Raw genomic sequence first — 20,949 nt, 5'->3', positions numbered from 1 at the left:
GATCTGTGTGCTCTCAATCTCAGGCGATACGGACGGACTGCGGGCGAGCGAGGGCTACCATGCGATTGAGTACACCCGCACGGATTGATACCTCGGTGGCTTGCGAGCCCGTCGCGCGCGCCCACAGACAGGAGCCCGTGAGTACCTTGAGCCGGTACATCAAGGTCTCGGCGAGCGATCGCCGGTGGTAGCCGCTCGCCTGCTTCCATTCGCGCCTGCTGCTTCCTTCGATAGCGGCAATAGCTGCATTGCGCCAGGTGGCGCCGGGCGTGCGGTCTGGCCACGGCTTCGCTCCCTCGCGCGGCGGAATCGACGGGCTGGCGCCACGCGCGGCGATCTGCGCGTGACAAGGCTTGGTGTCGTAAGCGCCATCGCCTGCGATGGTATCGATCATTACATCAGCCGGAATCTGGTCGAGCAGATCGGGCAACACTTCGCCATCGCCTTCGTCCTGATGGGTCATCAGCGCGGCGCAGATCTGGCCTGTGTTCGCATCCATCGCGAGGTGCACCTTGCGCCAGGTGCGACGCTTGGACCAGCCATGCTTGCGCACCTTCCACTCGCCTTCGCCGTAAACCTTCAGCCCGGTGCTGTCGATCACGAGGTGCATGGGCTCATGGGGACGTTGCGCCGGCAGCGCGACCTTGAGGGTCTGGGCGCGACGGCTCAAGGTCGTGTAGTTGGGTACCGGCAAGCTCGGAAAGGCGAGCTTGCGCAAGCTCTGGGCGAAGCCTTGCAGTGCGCGCAGCGGCAGATGAAAGACTTGCTTGAGACTGAGCAGCATCTGGATCGCTGCATCGCTGTAGACACGCGGTCGGCCGTGCCTGGTCGGGCCAGCCTCGGGTACCTGCGTCAGTACGCCTTCATCAATCCACATGGTTACATCGCCTCTTGCGATCAAGCCCGCGTTGTAATCCCGCCAGTTCCTGACGCGGTACACCCCTTTGGGTTCGCTGGCCTTGCGTTCGTCCTTGCGCATCTTCTCGGGGAAAAAATCGAGAATCTACGCAGCTCGATGCGAAGTTAACATCCTGGTCAACCCGAGCGTTGCACGTAAACGTCAGTCCACCTGGAAGCGCCCCAATTTCTGCAACAACGCCCATTCGAGAGGTCGAATGAAACGAGGAAACAAGAGATGAGTGCGCGGAAACGAAGCCTGCACGGGCTGGTGGAGAAGTGGCTGGCGCCGACCCCGGCCGTGCCCGCCCATGTGACGCAGTTCGGCCGCACTGCGGCGGGCCACAGACGGTTCGTCTGCGTAGAGGTCTCGCATCCGACGTGTCCTCGAGCGCTTTTCTTCTTCCGGCACGACGACGGCTTCTGGCAGGTCTTCCCGCCGCGCGGCGAACGGCCGGCGATGGGCTATCGGCAAGCGGCGTAACGCTCGCGCGATCGCACCGGAAACGCTTGAAACCCGTCATCGGCTTGACAATACGTTTGACGGCACGATGGTCCTGTTCGATGACGTTGTTCAGATACCTGTTCTGCCGGACCTTGATCGGCGTCGTTCGGTCTGCTGCTTGAACAGCTCATCATAATTCGCCATGAAAACACCCCAAAGGTTGGATCGGTGTCCAACTTTTGGGGTGCAGTTCATTGGGGGGGAGTTCGCAGGCTATGTCCCCGCGGAGACCTCAGTCCGCAAAGCCACGTCAAGCATGAAGCCTGTCACCCGGTAGTGATATGGTGTGCAGAAACTAAAAAGCAATCCAAAGTTTTGTGCATCGACGCGGAATCGACAGTCCCGGGTTCGCGTACAGCGTCTGCGTGTTAATTCTGGAATGTGCCGAGCAGTTCGGTGTGCGCCACTACATGACCTTTCATCGCCGTCTCCAATGCCGCCTTGGTCGGCTTGTGAAGATCGGGCAGCACGGTGTCGAGCGCGTAGAGCTTGTGAAAATACCGATGACGGCCAACCGGCGGGCATGGGCCGCCATATGTGGTGCGATGGAAGTCGTTGGTCCCTTCGAGTGTGCCGGCAGGGAGCGCGCCCGTCGCGGCACCCTCCTGAAAGCCGGGCGCCGTCGCCGGGATGTTGTAAAGCAGCCAGTGGACCCATGTCATCCTTGGTGCGGCTGGGTCGGGCGCGTCGGGGTCGTCCACGATCAGCACGAGGCTTTTCGCATTGGCGGGTACCCCGGACCACGCGAGCGGCGGCGAAACGTCCGCGCCCTTGCAGGTATAGCGCCGAGGAATCTCGCCCCCGTCCTGGAAAGCCTGCGAGCTGAGGGTGAAGGCCATCGTGTACTCCTCGGCGTCTTTCCGCGCTGCCGGCTAGTGCTTGCGATGCATCCAGCCCATATGGTGCGTGTCGAGCCACTGGCTCAGGCTCTCACCCGGGTGATCTCGCCTGTAGCGACGGGACAAGGCCGCTGCAACGACAACGAGCACCACAAGGGCAACCCAAAAGCTGATCATTGACTGAGTCATGGCAGCCTCCTTCTGGAATGGGAATGCGACCATCCTTGAATTCTAGTCGTTGCAGGACGGACTGGCTCAACTCGAGCAGGCTGGTTACAAACCTCCGGCGTAGCGAAACCGCGCTGCTCGTCGGCTGCGATGCTGATTTCGTCGGGCGCCGTAAGGACCGGTGCGGGCGACCGATTGTGAGTTGGACTGAGCGCGAGGCAAGTGATCGCCTACGCGCCGTGCTCCGTCACAATCGTGCGCGACCGGCCAGATGCCGCAGAGCAGCATCGATGATTGGACGGACGCCATATCTATAATGAAATGGGCAGCGCCCACCTCGCCCGACTAGTTTTGGGCTGCGGCGCGGTGGGCGCTGCTTCATCCCCCTTTGCGCGAGGCAGATCATGCAACGCACCGAAGCGATCCTCAGGCAGGTGATGGCAGCGCTCGAACGCGAATCGCACCTGAAACTCCACAATTCCCCCATTCATATCCGCTTCGAGAGCGGTGCCTTGACTGTTGCCGGCGAGGTGCCGGACGTTGCGTCGAAGAAACGGCTGATTCAGTTGACCCGGGCTTACAGCGCCGGCGAACCGATCATCGACCAGTTGCGCGTTAGCGCTGAGCCGCCGATCGGGGATGGCGAGTTGCGCACGCGGATCTGCGAACGCATTTTGCAGACGGTCGAATACCGCAACTGCGTGATCTGCATGCGCGTGAAAGGCCAGCTCGAAATGCTGCGTGGCACCATGGACCAGGCCGGCGAGGAGGGCAGCGGCGTTGTGGAGGTGACGGTTGAAGATGGCGTCGTGACCTTGACGGGCCAGGTGATCAGCCTGTCGCATCGACGACTCGCGAGTGCGATCGCGTGGTGGGTCGGCGGGTGCCGGGACGTGGTGAACTTGCTGGAGTTGGTGCCCGCTGAAGCGGATGGCGACGAAGAGATTTGCGAGGCACTCACGCTTGTGCTCGAAACCGATCCGCGCGTGCACGCTGGGCAAATCACCATCAATGTGGAGGACAAGCGGATTACGCTCGCGGGATGCGTGGCAACTGAAGCTGAGAGGCGGCAGGCAGAGATGGATGCGTGGTGCCTGGACACAATTTCTGGCGTGGTCAACCGGATCGAGGTGCGAGCCTGACGGTGTTGGGGGCGTATCCTCAGCCATGTGAACGCCCCTCCTTCGAAAAGCAGTACGAAGCGATGGCAGATTGTCGAGCGCGTCTGCGTGCTCGGACAGCTTGAGCAGCATGGCGCGCAGTGTTTGCCTACGCACGGGTACGCGGCGCGCTACGGAGTGCGTCCAGCCGGGCCAGCAGCGCACGGACCTGCGGTTCGAATGTAGCCGGCAGTTATGGCTCTACTACCGCATTGAGCCGTTCGCGCCAGGAGTGCCACTCCGATGCGGGGGGCCGTTCGGCGCATGCATTGTCAAGCGGCTGCTAGCGTCGTCCGGTGCGCCCCCATACATACCGGACCCATCGTTGCCACCGGCTCTGCGGGGGAACGAATGCGTGGTGCGCGGCGAGGGCCTCGCGGTCCCGCTCAACGCTCTTCTGCACCTGATCGTGGATCTGCCTTAACGTCATGCCGCCGGGGCCTTTCAGCTTGTCGGGATCGGCATCGGGATCGAGATCGGGTTCGGGATGGTCAGTCATGGCAAGTCGCCTGTTCCTCATGAGGCGACTTGATCTTGATACAGATGCTCAGTCGCTGCAAGCCGGCACGGGAATTTTTCGGGCGTTGCGAAACAGCGCAACGTAGACCCGTTGTCCATTTCGCGTGTGGCCCCAATCCCCAGCCGACTGGCTGCTGCGCGACCGCGCATCTGCGTGACCAATGGGCTTGCACAGCGCGAGCTCGTGCTCGCGGGCGCGGGCCCCGCCATCCTGCCGGCGTGGCTGGCCGCAGACGATCTGGCCGCGGGCCGGCTCGTCGACGTACTGCCCGATTACGACGCGACGCCTGGCGATTTCGACGGCGTCGCATGGCTGCTCTATTCCAATCGAACGTGGCTGCCTGCCAAGACGCGCGCGCTGGTCGACTTTCTCAAGCGCCGCGCGAGACCCGAGTGGAGTATGGCGCGCCCTAAAGTCAGACGTAATTCTTCCGCCCGGGGATAACCGGGCGCCGCGATTCTTGACAGGTCATCGCGGCATGCTGATTCGACATGAGTCCCCGCTACTCGGCCGATCCGCTTATATGGGTCCGCACGAACCAGGTCCGCTTTGCACCGGCCAGCAGGCCGCTATAGACAATCCATGAAATGAGGAAGGTGGCGGGCGCGGAAAGCTACGCGAGAAAACCCGAAGCATTGTTCAACGCGAGCCCGACGAATGCGCCTGCGAACCAGGCCATCAAGCCGCCTGGATTGAATTGCGGTACGTGGGTATCCCGACATTCGATATCGGTGCCGACAAGCTGGACATAGCGGGTTGACATGATGTGGGCAAGCGCTACGCCCACCCACGCGACAACGAAGACACCTTGCCAGGCGAGTGCCAACAGGATCTTCGAGAGAATGTCGGCCATCATCAGCGCATAGACTACAACGCCGACGACCAGTGCCCAGACGAACTTTGGCGCTCGCAGACCCGCGACCTTCAGAAAGAATGCCTGCATGTTGATGGTCGTAAGATAGTAGTTAGCAGTGTTGATTCGTGATTGTGTGACCCAGACGAACAGCAATCCCCAGATGCCCATCAACTTGAGAAATGCGAGCACAACAGAAACTTCGGAATGCGTACCAAGGCCAGGAATCGTGCTGACGAGGTAAATGCCCGCCGCGCCGTTTACAAGGAAGGTGACGAGATAGAACGGCATGCCAAAATTGTACCGGCCGTGATATCGCGCATCTTCCTTGCGTCCGAAGCGGGCGTAGTCGAACGTGAACATCATGAGGACCCACACGCCCATGTAATAGACGAAGCAGTGCCACCAGCCGTCGGCTGGTACGGCGGCCGTGGGGCCGAAATCCAGCCAGGACGCGTTGTAGCCGTATTCCCAGGTCGCGAGTCCCACGGCGGCCAGGAGTCCCAGCAGATAGAAGGGCAGCAGAACGCCGTTGAACTTGTCCAGCCAGTGTTGCACGCTGCCGAATACGAGCGGCACGCTATAGCAGACCACGATCAGCGCGGCCCACTTGTATGGCAGAGCGGGAAACAGATGATTGGCTGCAACCGCGATGACCGAGCCCTCGAATACCGCGTAGTAAATGGCTGTTGCGAAGAAGATCAACGTAGCGAGGGCAGCTCCTGCGCTTCCAAACAGTACGCGTGAAAAAAGTGCGACCGATAAACCCGTGCGAATGGCGTATCGGCTGATGACCATGTTGATGGCGCCATAAGATACGACCGAGAGCGCCATGCCGATCAATGCGTTGCGCGCGCCATAGTTCAGCGCAAGCGTCGCGCCGACCACGATGTAGAACACCGCGCTACATACCGCCCACCACGCCATCGTCAGCGCAAAGGGGGGCATTTTTGCGCTATCGGGAATGGCAACCGTCGAAAGATCGACGTCTCCTCCCGTGCTTTCCTGAGCCAGGTTGGCCATGATCTGCTCCTTGAGTCTGCATGTAGCGAAGGGCGTCCGTACCGGGCTGCGATTCAACCCGCGGGGCTGCCGTGACGCCGATCGGGCAGCCGATGCTAAAAAGAAGGTGCGAGCGCTCCCGCCGTGTGGCCCGAGGCCGCACGGAACGCGGAAACGCGAAAGGGACAAGCGGGGGAGCGGTGCTGCTGCCGACCGCCCCTGAGCCCCTAACGGATTAGCGTGCTAGCGCTTCGCGTAGCAGGGCAAGGCGATGCTGATACTCGCGGCGTGGTTCACCGGCCGAACGCGTAGCGAGAACGTGCCTGCCTCGACGGCGGCCATGGCCTCGTCGTAGGCCGCACGGTCGATCGGTTTGAACTTCACGATGTCGCCGGGCTGGAAAAACACCATGAAGTCGCGCAAATAATCGAGCCGCTGCGCGGGGTCGAAAATCGGCGCGGGCGTCACGCCGAACATCTGGTAACCGCCTGCGCCACGCACCGAATAGATACAGCCGAAGCACCCGCCGTGGCCGACCGTCAACTTCGGCGTGTCGGTGCGCGGCCGCAGGTATTTGGGCACCTGAAGCTGACGCTCGCGCTCGACCATCTGGTACATGAACGGTAGTCCCGCAACAAAGCCGACCATCGAAACGAACCACGGCGAGCCGGCATGCGCCGCAATGAATGCGTCGACATCACGCTTGCCGTTGATGCGCGCCGCGTATTCCAGGTCCGTCGAAGATGGATCCTGGTGTCGCTCTCGAAAGCGCATGAGCGTCTCGTGCGTCCAGGGATCGCCGTAGAGCACAGGCACTTCGACAATGCGCGTGTCGATGTTGAGCGTGGCTTCGCCGACTTCGGTCTCGATGCTCCGAAGCAGCGCGACAAGTGCATCCGGGGCGATGACGCCCGGGTCATAACGCACCTGATATGAGGCATTCGCGGGGCAAATTTCGGTCACCCCAGCCACGTTGCGGCGTTGGAGTTCGCGCGTGATCGCCGTGCCCTTGAAGAATGCATCCAGCGATATCTCTTCGCTGATCTCAGCGAATACGAATTCGTCGCCGCCAAAGGTATAGCGTATGGTCATGACGCCTCCCGTGCGCTAGTTGTGCCTGCCATCGCATTCGCTTGCGCCGGGCCGCGGGATTCAAATAGCTCTTCACCGCATGCGATGAACCGATATGCACGGCTTCGTCCGCCATGCGGGCGGCGAGACTCTCGCGGTCCGCGTCGCTCACCACGACCACCGCACGCATGCCAAGCTCCTGCGCCGCGCGAATCACGCGCAGCGCGATCTCGCCACGATTTGCGACCAGAACGGTTCGGATGCGCGTGGGACGGTAGAACTCCGTCGTTGAAGTTTCCATGTTCATGGTTTCACTCCTCGATGCGCATCAGCACTTGTCCCGCATCCACGGGTTCCCCATCCTCGACGAGAAGCTCCATCACGCGGCCCGACACGCTAGCTTCGATTTCGGTGAACTGCTTCATCACTTCGACGAGGCCAATGATTGCGCCGGCCTGTACAGCGGAATCGACGGCGACGTAATACTCCGCCTCGGGCGAGGGACGCCGGTAGAACGTGCCCGGCAGGGGGCTGACGATATCGTGCAGTGCCATCATGTCTCTCCTTGAATTGATTCAAATCTTTGTCGTCGCAGCCTGCGGGCCGGCAATACGAATCCCTTCGCGAACGAGGTGCTCGCGAGTCTTTTGCACGAGCTCCAGTGCGCCGGGGGTGTCGCTGTGGATGCAGACGGAGTCGAAGTCGATATCGATGTGGTCGCCGTCAACCGTGCGCACCTTTCCTTCGACGCACGCTCGCAGGACTTTCTCGGCGACCTGCTCGGGGTCGAGCCGGCTGACGCGGCGGATGAATACGGTCGAGCCGTTGCGGTCGTAGTCGCGATCGGCGTAGAACTCCCAGATGACTGGTTGCCCGATCTCGCGCGCGATGCGGTACGTGGCTGACGACTCCATGCAAAAGAGCAGCAGACTGGGATCGACCTGTTGCAGCGTTTCTATGAGCAGCCGCGAGAACGCCTCGTCGCGCGCGGCGTGCATGTAAAGCGCGCCGTGCGGCTTGACGTGCTGGAGCCTGAGGCCTTGGAGTCGCGCGAACTCACGCAGTGCACCGAGTTGATATCGGCGGTGACAAGCGCCATCAGGGAACTGGAGGAAAGCATCGGCACGCAGCTTTTTTTGCGCACCGCTTCAGGCGTTACGCTGACCGATACCGGGCGTCGGTTCCTCAACCACGCGTACACCATTCTTGCGTCGGTGGACGAGGCCATGCGGATTGCCAACCTCGAAAGCACGCTCACCGGCACGTTGGCCATTGCGGCGAGCTATACGGTCTTGGGCTATTTTCTGCCGCATCACATACAGCGACTCAATGCGCTGTATCCACGCCTGACCATTCAACTGCACGAGTTGAACCGCGACGCGATTGAACAGGGTTTGATTACCGGACAGTACGACATGGCCGTCTTGCTCACATCGAACGTCTCGAACCCCGAGCTCGTGCTGGAGCCCGTGATTCATTCGGTCCGCCGGCTGTGGGTAGGCGCGCATCACCCGTTGTTGAAACGCGAGAGTGTGACATTCGCCGAAGTTGCGCATGAGCCTTTCGTCATGTTGACGGTGGACGAAGCCGCGCAAACAGCGATGCGGTACTGGAACGAGACACCCTGGCGGCCAAATGTGATCCTGCGGACGTCGTCAGTCGAAGCGGTGCGCAGCATGGTCGCAAACGGCTCTGGGGTCGCTATTCTGTCCGATATGGTCTACCGGCCGTGGTCGCTTGAAGGTCGGTGCATCGAAACGATCATGCTTCTTGACCCCGTTCCCGCGATGAGCGTTGGCCTGGCGTGGCGCAAGAACAAGGAATTGAGCCCTGCAATGCACGCGGTGCGCGAGTATTTCCGGCATACGTTCATGGAGCCGCGAGCTAACGGGTGAGGCGCTTGCGCGTCGGCTACCGCGGGTATGTGAGTCTTCTCGATGTTCGAGCCGCATTTATTATTTGCATAATTTTATTTGTGATTTTCTCGGCACGACACTGCACGACTGACATTGTGTGCCGGTGAAAGCGCACTCACAGAGCGTGAGCGTCGTCGCCACCGATCGTCTCGGTGTGATTCATCTTCGCGATGTTTTGGGCAAAGTTGGCACTGGTTTCCTATTGCTGTCGGTCGAGAGGTGGTAAGTGCCGGCAGTATGCTTCGGTATTGACGACGGTATCATGCCAATATGAGCCGGCCGAAAGCTGCGTGTACATGGGTCCATCTCGCCTGTTGACAATCGAGTGAGCAGAATTCCCCCGAACACATTCTGCGCAGTTCCAGCACCCCGTTACGCGGTAACTATCACATGACGTGCAGAATCCCGCCGCAGGTCAGTTCCAGCGTTTGACGAAAGCCAGCGCCAATCCCCGTCCTGCCATCATCTCCAACAGTTCGCGCAGGCTGAGCTTGTAGCGCCCATACCAGCGAACGCACAGAACGATGATCTCGCGATTCTGGCGCCCAACGCACAACTCCTCCTGAACGTCCGTTTTCGTCATGCTGCTGGCCCCGATCACCGTTGTTGAGCGGCAGGCCGTCCCGCCTGACGGCAGCTAAGGCGGATACCTCCGCAACGCCGCAGCATCTGCCGCCACGGCCTGCCGCCGTTCGATCCCCGGCCCGCGCAGCGCGCTACCGAACTCCATCATGGCTTCTTGAGGCACACCCGGAGCAGTCATCCGAGGTATCGGTAGATTCCCTGGTAATGTGGCAATTTGTGGCATATTGACTGATTTTGTTGTTTCTCATAAAGTGGCGTGACAGTGCAATGACCCAACGTCAGAACTGACCTACACGGAGATACTTCATGGCGGCCACATCTATCGCGCCCCCTCATGTTCCCCCTTGCGCCGCTTCCGAAACCGGCGATCCACTTTTGCTCACCCCCGGCCCGCTCACCACGTCGCGCACCGTCAAGGCGGCGATGGTCCACGACTGGGGCTCGCGCGACGCGAACTTCATCGAAATCAACCGCTCGGTGCTCGCGCGTCTCGCCAGCATCGCCAACGGCGCCGGCGACTGGGTGACCGTGCCGATGCAAGGCTCGGGCACGTTCGCGGTGGAGGCGATGCTCACGACCTTCGTGCCCGCGAACGGCGAGGTGCTGGTGCTGATCAACGGCGCCTATGGCAAGCGGGCCAAGCGCATTCTGGAGATCGCGGGGCGCAAGACCGTCGTCCATGAAACGGCCGAGGACACGCCGCCCGATCTCGTGCAGGTCGAGGCGCTGCTCGCGAGCAACCCGTCTATCACGCACGTGTTCACGATTCATTGCGAGACCACCTCGGGCATCTTGAACCCCATCGCGCAGATCGGCGCGCTCGCACACAAGTACGGCAAGGGCTATCTCGTCGATTCGATGAGCGCATTCGGAGCGTTGCCGCTCGACGTGCAGACCATGCATATCGATGCGGTCGCCGCCTCGTCGAACAAGTGCATCGAGGGCGTACCGGGCCTCGGCTTTGTGATCGCCCGGCGCGAGGCGCTCAAGCGCACCCAGGGCAACGCCACCACGCTCGTGCTCGACCTCCATGAGCAGTGGGTCAACATGGAGAAGACGAGTCAGTACCGCTTCACGCCGCCCACGCATGTGATCGTGGCGTTCCACCAGGCACTCGAGGAATTCGAAGCCGAAGGCGGCGTGGCCGGGCGTGGCGCGCGCTACTGCAACAACTGCCGGATCCTGCTCGAAGGCATGCGCGCACTCGGCTTCAAGCCGCTGCTGCCCGACGCGCTGCAGGCGCCGATCATCGTCACGTTCCACATACCCGACGACCCGCGCTTCGTATTCAATCAGTTCTACGAAAGCCTCAAGGCGCGCGGCTACGTGATCTATCCGGGCAAGCTCACGGTGGCCGACTCGTTCCGCATTGGCTGCATCGGCCGCCTCGGCGAAAAGGAAATGCGCGCAGCACTCGTCGCGATCGGCGAGGTCCTCGAATCCATGGGCATGACCGGCGCCCTTGCAAAGACGGCGTGAGGGCAGGGGCAATGAGCACACAGCATGACACCACGCTGGCCGTGAACGGCCGCGAATACCGGCTTCCTGACGCTCCCGTCGTCGTGATTTGCCTCGACGGCTGCGAGCCCGCCTATATCGAAGAGGCCGTCAAGGCCGGATGCGCCCCGAACCTCGCGAAGCTGCTGCGCACCGGCACGAGCCGCATCGCCCAGTGCGTGATCCCGAGCTTCACGAACCCGAACAATCTCTCGATCCTCACGGGCCGCCCGCCGAAGGTGCACGGCATTGCGGGAAACTACTTCTACGACCGCACGAGTGGCGAAGAAGTCATGATGAACGACGCGCGCTTCCTGCGCGCGCCCACCATCTTCGAGACCTTCTTTAGAGCCGGCGCGAAAGTGGCGGTCGTGACCGCCAAGGACAAGCTGCGCACGCTGCTGGGCAAGGGGCTCGATTTTTCGAGCGGCCGCGCGATCGGGTTCTCCGCCGAAAAGGCCGACCAGGCCACGCGCGAGGCCAACGGCATCGGCGACGTGCTGGCCTTCGTGGGCAAGCCGCTGCCCGACGTGTACTCGGCCGACCTCTCGGAATTCGTGTTCGCGGCGGGCGTGAAGCTGCTCGATACCTTCCGCCCCGACCTGATGTATCTCTCGACGACGGACTACGTGCAGCACAAGGCCGCGCCCGGCGCGCCGAAGGCCAACGACTTCTACGCGATGTTCGACCACTACGTGGGCCAGCTCGACGCGGCCGGCTGCGTGCTCGCGATCACCGCCGACCACGGCATGAACGACAAGCATCGCGCCAACGGCGAGCCCGACGTGCTCTACCTCCAGGACCTGTTCGACGAGTGGATTGGCAAGGGCAAGGCGCGTGTGATCCTGCCGATCACCGACCCTTACGTTGCGCACCACGGCGCGCTCGGCTCGTTCGCCACCGTCTATCTGCCCGAAGGCGCGGACGCGGCGGCGCTCCTCGAACGCCTGCGCAAGACCGATGGCGTGGAGCTCGCGCTCGACAACGCGGCCGCCTGCGAGCGCTTCGAGCTGCCGCCCGACCGTGTGGGCGACATCGTGGTGGTCGGTACTCGCAGCAAGGTCTTCGGCACGAGCGCGGCGCGCCACGACTTCTCCGGACTCACCGAGCCGCTGCGCTCGCACGGGGGGCTCTCGGAGCAGGACGTGCCGCTGCTCGTGAACCGCAAGATCGACTGGCCGCAGGGCCGCGCGCTGCGCAACTTCGACATCTTCGACGTCGCGCTGAACCACGTCGCACAAGTCGCCATCGCATAACGCAAGCAACGCTCCGCACGCCGCGGCTCACATTCTCCGCAGGCGTACATCAACGAATCCCAGAACGAGGTAAGTGATGAATGTCATGACCAAACCCGCATTCAAGCAGGAAACCATGCGCATCGCCGGCCGGCAGGTCTCGACCGACGAAGTGATCGAAGTTCTCAACCCGTACACGAACGAAGTGGTGGGCGTCGTGCCCGCTGGCCGTCCCGAGCATGTGCAGGAAGCCTTTGCCAAAGCGCATGCCTACCAGCCGAAGCTCACGCGCTTCGAGCGCCAGCGTATCCTGCAGACCACGGCCGAGGTGCTGCGCGATCGCAAGGAGGACTTCGCACGCCTAATCACTGCAGAGTCGGGACTCTGCTGGAAAGATTCGTTATACGAAGCAAGCCGTGCCTACGATGTCTGGTCTTTCGCCGCGCAGCTAACCATCAAGGACGATGGCGAAATCTATTCGTGCGACATCAGCCCGAACGGCAAGAACCGCAAGATCTTCACGACGCGCCTGCCGCTGCTCGGCGTGATCTCGGCCATCACGCCGTTCAACCACCCGCTGAACATGGTGAGCCACAAGCTCGCGCCGGCGATTGCCACCAACAACCGCATCGTGCTCAAGCCCACCGAGCTCACGCCGCTCACCGCCCTTGCGCTCGCCGACGTGCTTTACGAAGCGGGCCTGCCGCCCGAGATGCTGAGCGTGGTCACCGGCAATCCGCGCACCATGGGCGACTCGATGATCACGGACCCGCACTGCGACCTCGTCACCTTTACGGGCTCGGTGCGGGTGGGCAAGTACATCGCGCAGCATGCAGGCTACCGCCGCACGGTGCTGGAGCTCGGCGGCAACGACCCGCTCATCGTCATGGAAGACGCCGACCTCGAGCGCGCCGCGCAGCTCGCGGTCATGGGCGCGACCAAGAACTCGGGCCAGCGCTGCACGGCGGTCAAGCGCATTCTCGTGGTGGAGAGCGTGGCCGACGAATTCGTCGAACGTGTGCTCGTGCACGCAAAGAAGCTCAAGTGCGGCGATCCGATGGACCCGAGCGTGGACGTGGGCACCGTGATCAACGAAGCCTCCGCGCAGCTCTTCGAGCGCCGCGTGGCCGACGCCGAAGCGCATGGCGCACGCGTGCTGTACGGCGCACCGCGCAAGGGCGCGCTGTTTGCGCCCACCGTGGTCGATCACGTGCCCTACGACTGCGAGCTCGTGCACGAAGAAACGTTCGGCCCGGTGATTCCGATCATCCGCGTGCCGGACAACATCGAAGAGGTGATCCGCATCTCGAACTCGACGGCATACGGCCTCTCTTCGGGCATCTGCACGAACCGGCTCGACTATACGACGAGGTTCATCCGGGAACTCGACGTGGGCACGGTGAACGTCTGGGAAGTGCCGGGCTATCGCACGGAGATGTCACCGTTCGGCGGCATCAAGGACTCGGGAAACGGCCACAAGGAGGGCATGGTCGAGGCGATGAAGGGCTACACGAACGTGAGAACGTGGTCGATGCCCTGGGAGTGACACGGGTATCGCGCTGACGCGCCGGCGCGGCCGGGGCTGGCTTGCCTGCCGCGCTGCACAGCAACCGTGGCTGATTCCAAAAGGAGGTACTGGATGATTCTGATCGTGCTACATCTCGCAGGCGGTGTCGCATTGCTCACATGGGGCCTGCACATGGTCGAGTCCGGGCTCATGCGCGCGTTTGGGGCGTCGCTCAGGCGATTCATGGCCCGCAGCCTCGGCAATCGCTTCAACGCGTTTTGCGCGGGGCTCGCGATCACGGGGGCGCTGCAGAGCAGCACCGCAACGGGCATGATTGCGTCATCGTTCGCTGCGCGTGGGCTCATGGCTCCCGTGACCGGGCTCGCCGTCATGCTCGGCGCGAACGTGGGTTCGACGCTCATCGTGCAGGCCTTCACGCTCGACCTGAGCTGGATCTCGCCCGCGTGCCTGCTGGTAGGCATGGCGCTGTTCGAGAGGGGTAAAGGCTCGCGCAACCGCGACATCGGCCGCGCCTTGATCGGCCTTGGCCTCATGCTGCTCGCACTCACGCTGCTTGTCACGACTGTGCAGCCTGCCGAAACTGCGCCCGCGCTGCGCACGGTGCTCGGTGCGCTGGCCGGAGAGCCCGTGCTCAACGCCGTGCTTGCGTGCCTGCTCACGTGGGCTGCGCATTCGAGCATCCCGGTCGTGCTGTTCGTGATGTCGCTTGCGAACCTGCATTCCATTCCCATGGACAGCGCGCTCGCCATGGTATTGGGCGCTAATGTGGGCAGCGCGCTCAACCCGTATTTTGAAGCCGCGAAAGGTGAGGACCGCAGCCGCCGCCGGCTGCCCGCGGGCAACCTGCTGCTGCGCGGCGGCGTGTGTGTCCTGATGCTCGCTGCCTGCGGGCCGCTCGCGCGGTTGCTCGAAGGCCTGCCCGGCGAGGCGAGCCGAATGATCGCCAACTTCCATACCGGCTTGAACGTGGCCATTGCGATTGTGTTCATCGGCCTGCTCGACCCGGTGGCGCGCTTGCTGGAACGGCTGCTGCCGGCGCCGCGTCTCGCCGGCGATGCGGATGCGCCGCGCTACCTCGACGAAATCGCACTGCAAACGCCGTCGCAGGCGCTCGCCTGCGCGTCGCGCGAAGTGATCAGAATGAGCGAGCTTGTCGAAGCGATGCTGCGCGAAAGCATACCGGTCATGCTTTCCAATGACCGCCATGCCGTAAACGACATCGCGAGCCGCGACGACGCCGTGGATGTGCTGCACGACGGGATCAAGCGCTACGTCACCAGGCTCACGCGCGAGCCGTTGAGCGAAGAGGACCGGTGCTGGGCCTCGACGATCATGACGGCGGTGATCAACCTCGAGCATATCGGCGACATCATCGACAAGAATCTGCTGGAACTCGCGCAGAAGAAGATCAAGTCGCAGTTGAGCTTTTCGCCCGACGGCGCCGAAGAGTTGCAAGCGATGCATCGCTCGGTAATCGGCAGCTTCCATCGCGCCCAGGCGCTGCTTGTATCGAGGCGCAAGCAGACCGCGGCACAGCTTGTCGAGGACAAGCAGGCGCTGCGCCGCCTCGAACGATCGGCGCGCGAGCGTCACCTCGAACGATTGCGCGAGGGCCTGCCCGACAGCATCGCCTCGAGTTCGCTGCACCTGGACGTGCTGCGCGATCTCGTGCGCATTCAGTCGCATATCAGTGCGCTTGCCTATCCGCTGCTGGAACGCGAGACAGCGGACGCAAAGGTCGCGGAATCCGGCAATGCGAGTGTTGCCGCAGTGAGTCATTCGATGTTCTGATGTAACCGCTTTCCCCACGAATCAAGTAGTTTTCGACAATTAGATGGAGACACGGGAAGAGACATGCAACAGCAACTGAATTCTTCGCGGACCGGCGGGTCCGCAACGTTGGCAGCAGTAGCTGGTTCTGAAGGTCTGGAGCATCAGGCCGGCAGAGACTCACACGAAACGCCCAGTAATCACGCTCTCGGCGCGGGCCTGAAGCAGCGCCACGTCGTCATGCTTTCGATCGGCGGCTGCATTGGCGCCGGGCTTTTTGTCGGCTCCGGGCACGCCATTGCCGAGGCGGGTCCGGCATCCGTGCTGGCCTACCTGTTCGCGAGCCTGCTGGTTGTGCTCGTCATGCGCATGCTGGGCGAGATGGCCTGCGCCATGCCCGACTCCGGCTCCTTCTCCACCTATGCCGACAAGGCTATTGGCCCGTGGGCCGGCTTCACCATCGGATGGATGTACTGGTGGTTCTGGGTGCTCGTGGTTCCGCTGGAGGCAACCGCCGCGGCCAGCATTCTGAATAGCTGGTTCCCTTCGATCCCGGTGTGGGAGTGTTGTCTGGCGGTAACACTGCTCATGACCGGCGCGAATCTGGTCAGCGTCAAGCATTACGGCGAGCTCGAATTCTGGTTCGCCGTTATCAAGGTCATCGCAATCATCGCATTCATAGGATGCGGCGTCGTCGCTCTTTCGGGACTCCTGCCGAAAGTTCGAACAGCACCGGTCGAAAACATTTTCGGCCACGGCGGGTTCATGCCACGCGGCTTCCTGCCGGTTGTCGGCGCGCTGCTCACCACGATGTCGACCTTCCTGGGCACCGAAATCGTCACGATCGCTGCTTCCGAGTCCGCCAATCCCGCGCGACAAATTTCGCAAGCCATCAAGTCGGTCATATGGCGCATCTCGTTCTTCTACATTGGTTCGATTGCCGTCATCATTTGCGTGATCCCGTGGAACAACCCCGCGCTCGTAGAGATCGGCTCGTACCAGTCGGTGCTCCAGGCGTTCCACGTGCCCTACGCAAAGCCGATCATGGACGCGCTCATTCTCACCGCCGTGGGCAGCTGCCTCAACTCTTCGCTGTACACGTGCTCGCGGATGTTGTTCTCGCTCGGCAAGCGCAAGCAGGCACCCTCATTCGTGACGAATACGAATGCAGCCGGCGTCCCGGTTAATGCCGTGCTGGCATCGACTATCGTGGCTTTCGCCGGCGTTGCTGCCAACTACCTGGCGCCCAAGTACGTATTCGAGGCGCTGCTGTCCACGACGGGCATGATCGCGCTTCTGGTGTACTTCGTTATCGCCGTGTGTCAGGTTCGGTTGCGTCGCCATCTGACGGCCGCGCAGCTTCGGGTCAAGATGTGGTTTCATCCGTTCCTGGCACTTGCCGTAATCGTCATGATCGCCGCGGCTTGCGTGGTCATGCTCTACAGCCCCGATCACCGTCAGGAAGTGGTTGCAACGCTGGGCTCCAGCCTCGCACTTGCCGTGGTGGGTTACTGGCGGCAACGCCGCGCGGCGCTTGCCCTTCACTAAACACTGCGTCGAGTTCGCAACGCGATGGGCGGTTTGCTGTTATGCGAAATGGCCCATCGCTGATTTTTTCAAACAGGTTGTCACATTGTCCGGGTTCGGAACTGGAGATCCAGCATGCGTTTGATTCTGTTGGGCGCCCCCGGCGCCGGCAAGGGCACTCAGGCCACATTCATCAACGAAACGTTCGGCATCCCGCAGATCTCGACGGGCGACATGCTGCGCGCTGCCGTCAAGGCTGGTACGCCGCTCGGTCTGGAAGCGAAGGGCTACATGGACGATGGCAAGCTGGTGCCGGATGCGCTCATCGTCGGTCTGGTCAAGGAACGCCTCGCGCAGCCCGACTGCGCGAACGGCTATCTGCTTGACGGCTTTCCACGCACGCTCGCGCAGGCTCAGGCCATGAAGGATGCATCGGTCGCGATTGACTATGTGCTTGAAATCGATGTGCCGGCGGCAGAAATCGTCGAGCGCATCGCGGGGCGCCGCACGCACCCGGTATCAGGGCGGACCTACCACGTGCGCTTCAATCCGCCGAAGGTAGAGGGTGTCGACGACGTCACGGGCGAGCCTCTGATCCAGCGTGATGACGATAAGGAGCACACGGTCAGGACGCGCCTTGAAGTGTATGAGTCGCAGACCCGGCCGCTAATTGGCTACTACGTCGACTGGGCCCGCCGCGGTGCCCAAAGCGGCCTTCCCGCGCCGGTTTACCGCAAGGTGTCTGGAGTGGGCTCGATCGGGGAGATCCGCCGAGCTGTTGCTGCCGCGCTGCATTGAGGATGACTGAACGAGGCGGCGCGAGTGAAAAAGCGACTCCGCGCGTTCGATACAAAATTCGGAGTTGATATGTCTGCGATTGAATCGGTTCTTCAGGAACATCGCGTGTTTGCGCCGTCCGCGCAAACGGTGGCGGACGCTACGGTGTCCGGCATGGATGCATACAAGGCTTTGTGCGCCGAAGCCGAACGCGATTACGAGGGTTTCTGGGCGCGTCTCGCGCGCGAAACGCTGACGTGGCAAAAGCCCTTCACGAAGGTGCTCGACGAGTCGAAGGCGCCGTTCTACACCTGGTTCGAGGACGGCGAGCTCAACGCCTCGTACAACAGCCTCGACCGCCACGTGGAAGCGGGCAACGGCGAGCGCGTCGCGATCATCTTCGAAGCCGACGACGGCACCGTCACCAACGTGACCTACCAGGACCTGCTCTCGCGCGTCTCGCGCTTCGCCAACGCCTTGAAAAAACGCGGCGTGAAGCAGGGCGACCGCGTGGTCATCTACATGCCGATGTCGGTTGAAGGCGTGGTGGCGATGCAGGCCTGCGCACGCATCGGCGCGACGCACTCGGTGGTGTTCGGCGGCTTCTCGTCGAAGTCGCTCAACGAACGCATGGTGGACGTGGGCGCGGTCGCGCTCATCACCGCCGACGAGCAGATGCGCGGCGGCAAGGCGCTGCCGCTGAAGAACATCGCCGACGAAGCCATCGCCATGGGCGGCTGCGAAGCCGTGCAGAGCGTGATCGTCTACCAGCGCACGGGCGGCAAGGTCGGCTGGACCGAAGGCCGCGACCACTGGATGCACGAGCTTTCGGCTGCCGGGAGCGACACCTGCCCGCCGGTGCCGGTGAGCGCGGAGCACCCGCTCTTCATCCTCTACACCTCGGGCTCGACCGGCAAGCCCAAGGGCGTGCAGCACAGCACGGGCGGCTATCTGCTGTGGGCCGCGCAGACCATGAAGTGGACCTTCGACTCGAAGCCCGCGGACGTGTTCTGGTGCACGGCCGACATCGGCTGGGTCACGGGCCACAGCTATATCGCCTACGGGCCGCTCACGATCGGCGCGACGCAGGTCATGTTCGAGGGCATCCCCACGTACCCGAACGCGGGCCGCTTCTGGGAGATGATCCAGAAGCACAAGGTCACCGTGTTCTACACCGCGCCCACGGCCATCCGCTCGCTGATCAAGTCCGCGGAAGCCGATGCGAAGGTGCATCCGAAGAGCTATGACCTCACATCGCTGCGCATCCTCGGCACGGTGGGAGAGCCGATCAACCCCGAAGCATGGATGTGGTACTACGAGAACGTGGGCGGCAAGCGCTGCCCGATCGTCGACACGTGGTGGCAGACCGAAACCGGTGGCCACATGATCACGCCGCTGCCGGGCGCGACGCCGCTCGTGCCGGGCTCGTGCACGCTGCCGCTGCCGGGCATCATGGCGGCGATCGTCGACGAAACGGGCCAGGACGTGCCCAACGGGCAGGGCGGCATTCTCGTGGTGAAGCGCCCGTGGCCCGCGATGATCCGCAACGTGTGGGGGCAGCCTGAGCGCTACAGGTCGGGCTACTTCCCCGAGGAACTCGGCGGCAAGCTGTACCTCGCGGGCGACGGCAGCGTGCGCGACAAGGAAACCGGCTACTTCACGATCATGGGCCGCATCGACGACGTGCTGAACGTCTCGGGCCACCGCCTGGGCACGATGGAGATCGAGTCGGCGCTGGTGGCGAACCCGCTGGTGGCCGAAGCCGCCGTGGTGGGGCGCCCCGACGACACGACCGGCGAAGCCGTGGTGGCGTTCGTGGTGCTCAAGGCCGCGCGCCCGCACGGCGACGATGCGGTGAAGCTCGCCGCAGAACTGCGCGCGTGGGTGGGCAAGGAGATCGGACCGATCGCGAAACCGAAGGACATCCGCTTCGGCGAGAACCTGCCGAAGACGCGCTCGGGCAAGATCATGCGGCGCCTCTTGCGCTCGCTCGCGAAGGGCGAGGCGATCACCCAGGACGTCTCCACGCTGGAAAACCCGGCGATTCTCGATCAGCTTGGCGAGGCGCTTTGAATCAGATAGCGGGCAGCCGTCGCTAATCGCATGAATGATGAGGATGACGTAACGCTTGCCAACATGCTGCCGCGTGGGCTCGTAGTACGCGGCTACGTGTTCTCCGTTGATCGACTTGCTTGCGGCGTCGCCCGGTGATCGGGCGCGCCGCGACTTTGCTTCCGATGGCGTTGGCCCTTGTTGAGGAACCGATGACAGTCAGCGAGAAGAGATTGCCTCACGTTATCGTGCGGCAATCGCTCCGTGGCCGCGGCGTCTTTGCTCGACACGCACTGCGTGCTGGTGAGTGTTTGATTGAATACAAGGGCAAGTCGATGGATTGGGGCGCGGGTTTTTCGAAGCTTCTGGCCGGAGGTGGAGCTTCAGGGAACGCCTTCTTTCTTGGCCTGAAGGATGGACGTGTCGTGGTTGGCGCGCGCGAACGCAATCCTGCGCGTTGGATAAACCATTCGTGCAAACCGAATTGCGAGTTGCAGGACCGCAATGGCCGCATTTTTATCCGTACACGGTTTGCGCTTGCCGCAGCGACAGAAATTACGATCGACTACGCGCTCGCTGCCGACGCGCTGCCAAACCCCGCGATGTTCAAGATGTTCGCCTGCCATTGCGGCGCGACGCCCTGCCGGGGGACGATGTTCGCGGTTCGGCGCGAAGTGTGGCGACTTCGGCAGACGGTCAGCCCCGTGCCCGGTGTAGCGCCTGCTCCGTTCGAAGCGCCGCCTGCTGCGCTCGCCCGGATCCGCGTGCTCGAGCGTCTCGCTGGAAACAGGATCCTCGTGTGCTGGCTTCAACCAGGGCGTGCGTTCTATGGCGAGCAAACGTGGGTGCCCAGATTGGCAACGGAAGCAGGGAGGTGTGCGCTGTCGCAGATACCGTTCGAGACGGGCGCCAGGGTGTTCGCGCCTCAGGGGATACCTCAGCCCGTGAACCGCGACGAACGAATCCTGGTTGAGGCGGTCGCGTCGCTCGACGTCGAGATGCTGGCATAGCGGTGGGAGCGCGGACAACCGGAAGCTGCACGGCCGC

General features: G+C 62.6%; 17 protein-coding genes and 6 pseudogenes. 12 read left to right on the top strand and 11 right to left on the bottom strand.

The genetic code is table 11. From position 1 onward, the window contains the following. Positions 1-19: 19 nt before the first annotated feature. Complete coding sequence (locus P5W98_RS18265) at positions 20-979, bottom strand: IS5 family transposase (RefSeq protein WP_421026637.1); 960 nt, start codon at positions 977-979, stop codon at positions 20-22. A gap of 156 nt (positions 980-1,135) precedes the next feature. On the opposite strand from P5W98_RS18265, the gene P5W98_RS18260 reads away from it, so the two are divergent. Continuing rightward, a complete protein-coding gene (locus P5W98_RS18260; RefSeq protein WP_421026638.1) occupies positions 1,136-1,381 on the top strand; it encodes a hypothetical protein in 246 nt (81 codons plus the stop codon). 7 nt (positions 1,382-1,388) lie between these two features. Here P5W98_RS18260 and P5W98_RS18255 read toward each other — a convergent pair. The 3 genes and pseudogenes from P5W98_RS18255 to P5W98_RS18245 all read right to left on the bottom strand — a co-directional run. After that, a pseudogene (locus P5W98_RS18255) lies at positions 1,389-1,517 on the bottom strand (DDE-type integrase/transposase/recombinase); the annotation flags it as partial. Between the two features lie 253 nt (positions 1,518-1,770). Then, positions 1,771-2,241, bottom strand: coding sequence for a YbhB/YbcL family Raf kinase inhibitor-like protein (locus P5W98_RS18250; RefSeq protein WP_421026639.1), 471 nt, complete (start codon positions 2,239-2,241; stop codon positions 1,771-1,773). A gap of 33 nt (positions 2,242-2,274) precedes the next feature. Beyond that, positions 2,275-2,430 carry a hypothetical protein gene (locus P5W98_RS18245; RefSeq protein WP_421026640.1) on the bottom strand — a complete coding sequence of 52 codons (156 nt, stop codon included), beginning with the start codon at positions 2,428-2,430 and terminating at the stop codon, positions 2,275-2,277. A 383-nt stretch (positions 2,431-2,813) separates the two neighbouring features. On the opposite strand from P5W98_RS18245, the gene P5W98_RS18240 reads away from it, so the two are divergent. Further along, positions 2,814-3,551, top strand: coding sequence for a BON domain-containing protein (locus tag P5W98_RS18240; protein WP_421026641.1), 738 nt, complete (start codon positions 2,814-2,816; stop codon positions 3,549-3,551). A 301-nt stretch (positions 3,552-3,852) separates the two neighbouring features. On the opposite strand, the gene P5W98_RS18235 is transcribed toward P5W98_RS18240, so the two are convergent. After that, on the bottom strand, positions 3,853-4,068 hold the full coding sequence (locus P5W98_RS18235) for a hypothetical protein (RefSeq protein WP_421026642.1): 216 nt from the start codon (positions 4,066-4,068) through the stop codon (positions 3,853-3,855). Positions 4,069-4,242: 174 nt separating this feature from the next. Between P5W98_RS18235 and P5W98_RS18230 the strand changes: the two genes are divergently transcribed. Beyond that, positions 4,243-4,533 carry a LysR substrate-binding domain-containing protein gene (locus P5W98_RS18230; protein ID WP_434716972.1) on the top strand — a complete coding sequence of 97 codons (291 nt, stop codon included), beginning with the start codon at positions 4,243-4,245 and terminating at the stop codon, positions 4,531-4,533. Between the two features lie 58 nt (positions 4,534-4,591). Here the strand turns inward: P5W98_RS18230 and P5W98_RS18225 are convergent. From P5W98_RS18225 to P5W98_RS18205, 5 genes and pseudogenes are all read right to left on the bottom strand, one after another. After that, positions 4,592-5,965: pseudogene (locus tag P5W98_RS18225) on the bottom strand (purine-cytosine permease family protein). A 222-nt stretch (positions 5,966-6,187) separates the two neighbouring features. Beyond that, positions 6,188-7,036, bottom strand: a complete 849-nt coding sequence (locus P5W98_RS18220) for a 5-oxoprolinase subunit B family protein (protein ID WP_421026644.1) — start codon at positions 7,034-7,036, stop codon at positions 6,188-6,190. Positions 7,037-7,085: 49 nt separating this feature from the next. Beyond that, positions 7,086-7,322: pseudogene (locus tag P5W98_RS18215) on the bottom strand (biotin carboxylase N-terminal domain-containing protein); the annotation flags it as partial. Positions 7,323-7,326: 4 nt separating this feature from the next. Then, the gene (locus P5W98_RS18210; RefSeq protein WP_421027074.1) at positions 7,327-7,569 is read right to left on the bottom strand and encodes an acetyl-CoA carboxylase; all 243 of its coding nucleotides are present in this window, start codon (positions 7,567-7,569) and stop codon (positions 7,327-7,329) included. A gap of 21 nt (positions 7,570-7,590) precedes the next feature. Continuing rightward, a pseudogene (locus P5W98_RS18205) lies at positions 7,591-8,094 on the bottom strand (LamB/YcsF family protein); the annotation flags it as partial. On the opposite strand from P5W98_RS18205, the pseudogene P5W98_RS18200 reads away from it, so the two are divergent. Further along, a pseudogene (locus tag P5W98_RS18200) lies at positions 8,083-8,910 on the top strand (LysR family transcriptional regulator); the annotation flags it as partial. The pseudogenes P5W98_RS18205 and P5W98_RS18200 sit on opposite strands and share 12 nt — an antisense overlap. Before the next feature lie 439 nt (positions 8,911-9,349). Here P5W98_RS18200 and P5W98_RS18195 read toward each other — a convergent pair. Further along, positions 9,350-9,514, bottom strand: a pseudogene (locus P5W98_RS18195) (IS6 family transposase); the annotation flags it as partial. Between the two features lie 308 nt (positions 9,515-9,822). Here P5W98_RS18195 and P5W98_RS18190 point away from each other — a divergent pair. The 8 genes from P5W98_RS18190 to P5W98_RS18155 all read left to right on the top strand — a co-directional run bounded on the left by P5W98_RS18190 (position 9,823) and on the right by P5W98_RS18155 (position 20,912). After that, positions 9,823-10,995 (top strand): 2-aminoethylphosphonate--pyruvate transaminase, encoded by a 1,173-nt coding sequence (locus P5W98_RS18190; protein ID WP_421026645.1) that lies wholly within the window; start codon positions 9,823-9,825, stop codon positions 10,993-10,995. A gap of 11 nt (positions 10,996-11,006) precedes the next feature. Further along, on the top strand, positions 11,007-12,269 hold the full coding sequence (gene phnA / locus P5W98_RS18185; RefSeq protein ID WP_421026646.1) for a phosphonoacetate hydrolase: 1,263 nt from the start codon (positions 11,007-11,009) through the stop codon (positions 12,267-12,269). A 76-nt stretch (positions 12,270-12,345) separates the two neighbouring features. Next, a complete protein-coding gene (phnY, locus tag P5W98_RS18180; protein ID WP_421026647.1) occupies positions 12,346-13,794 on the top strand; it encodes a phosphonoacetaldehyde dehydrogenase in 1,449 nt (482 codons plus the stop codon). Between the two features lie 93 nt (positions 13,795-13,887). Continuing rightward, entirely contained in the window at positions 13,888-15,567 is a 1,680-nt protein-coding gene (locus P5W98_RS18175) for a Na/Pi cotransporter family protein (RefSeq protein WP_421026648.1), read from the top strand. 219 nt (positions 15,568-15,786) lie between these two features. Further along, positions 15,787-17,094, top strand: coding sequence for an amino acid permease (locus P5W98_RS18170; RefSeq protein ID WP_421027075.1), 1,308 nt, complete (start codon positions 15,787-15,789; stop codon positions 17,092-17,094). Positions 17,095-17,208: 114 nt separating this feature from the next. Then, on the top strand, positions 17,209-17,871 hold the full coding sequence (adk, locus tag P5W98_RS18165; protein ID WP_421026649.1) for an adenylate kinase: 663 nt from the start codon (positions 17,209-17,211) through the stop codon (positions 17,869-17,871). Positions 17,872-17,940: 69 nt separating this feature from the next. After that, positions 17,941-19,923 carry an acetate--CoA ligase gene (gene acs / locus P5W98_RS18160; RefSeq protein WP_421026650.1) on the top strand — a complete coding sequence of 661 codons (1,983 nt, stop codon included), beginning with the start codon at positions 17,941-17,943 and terminating at the stop codon, positions 19,921-19,923. A 191-nt stretch (positions 19,924-20,114) separates the two neighbouring features. Then, complete coding sequence (locus P5W98_RS18155) at positions 20,115-20,912, top strand: SET domain-containing protein-lysine N-methyltransferase (protein ID WP_421026651.1); 798 nt, start codon at positions 20,115-20,117, stop codon at positions 20,910-20,912. The last annotated feature ends 37 nt before the right edge of the window (positions 20,913-20,949 follow it).

The organism is Paraburkholderia sp. A1BS-2L (assembly GCF_051125205.1).
Lineage (GTDB): Bacteria > Pseudomonadota > Gammaproteobacteria > Burkholderiales > Burkholderiaceae > Paraburkholderia.
The sequence above is the reverse complement of the archived record's forward strand: the minus strand, read 5'-3'. Positions and strand labels throughout refer to the sequence as shown.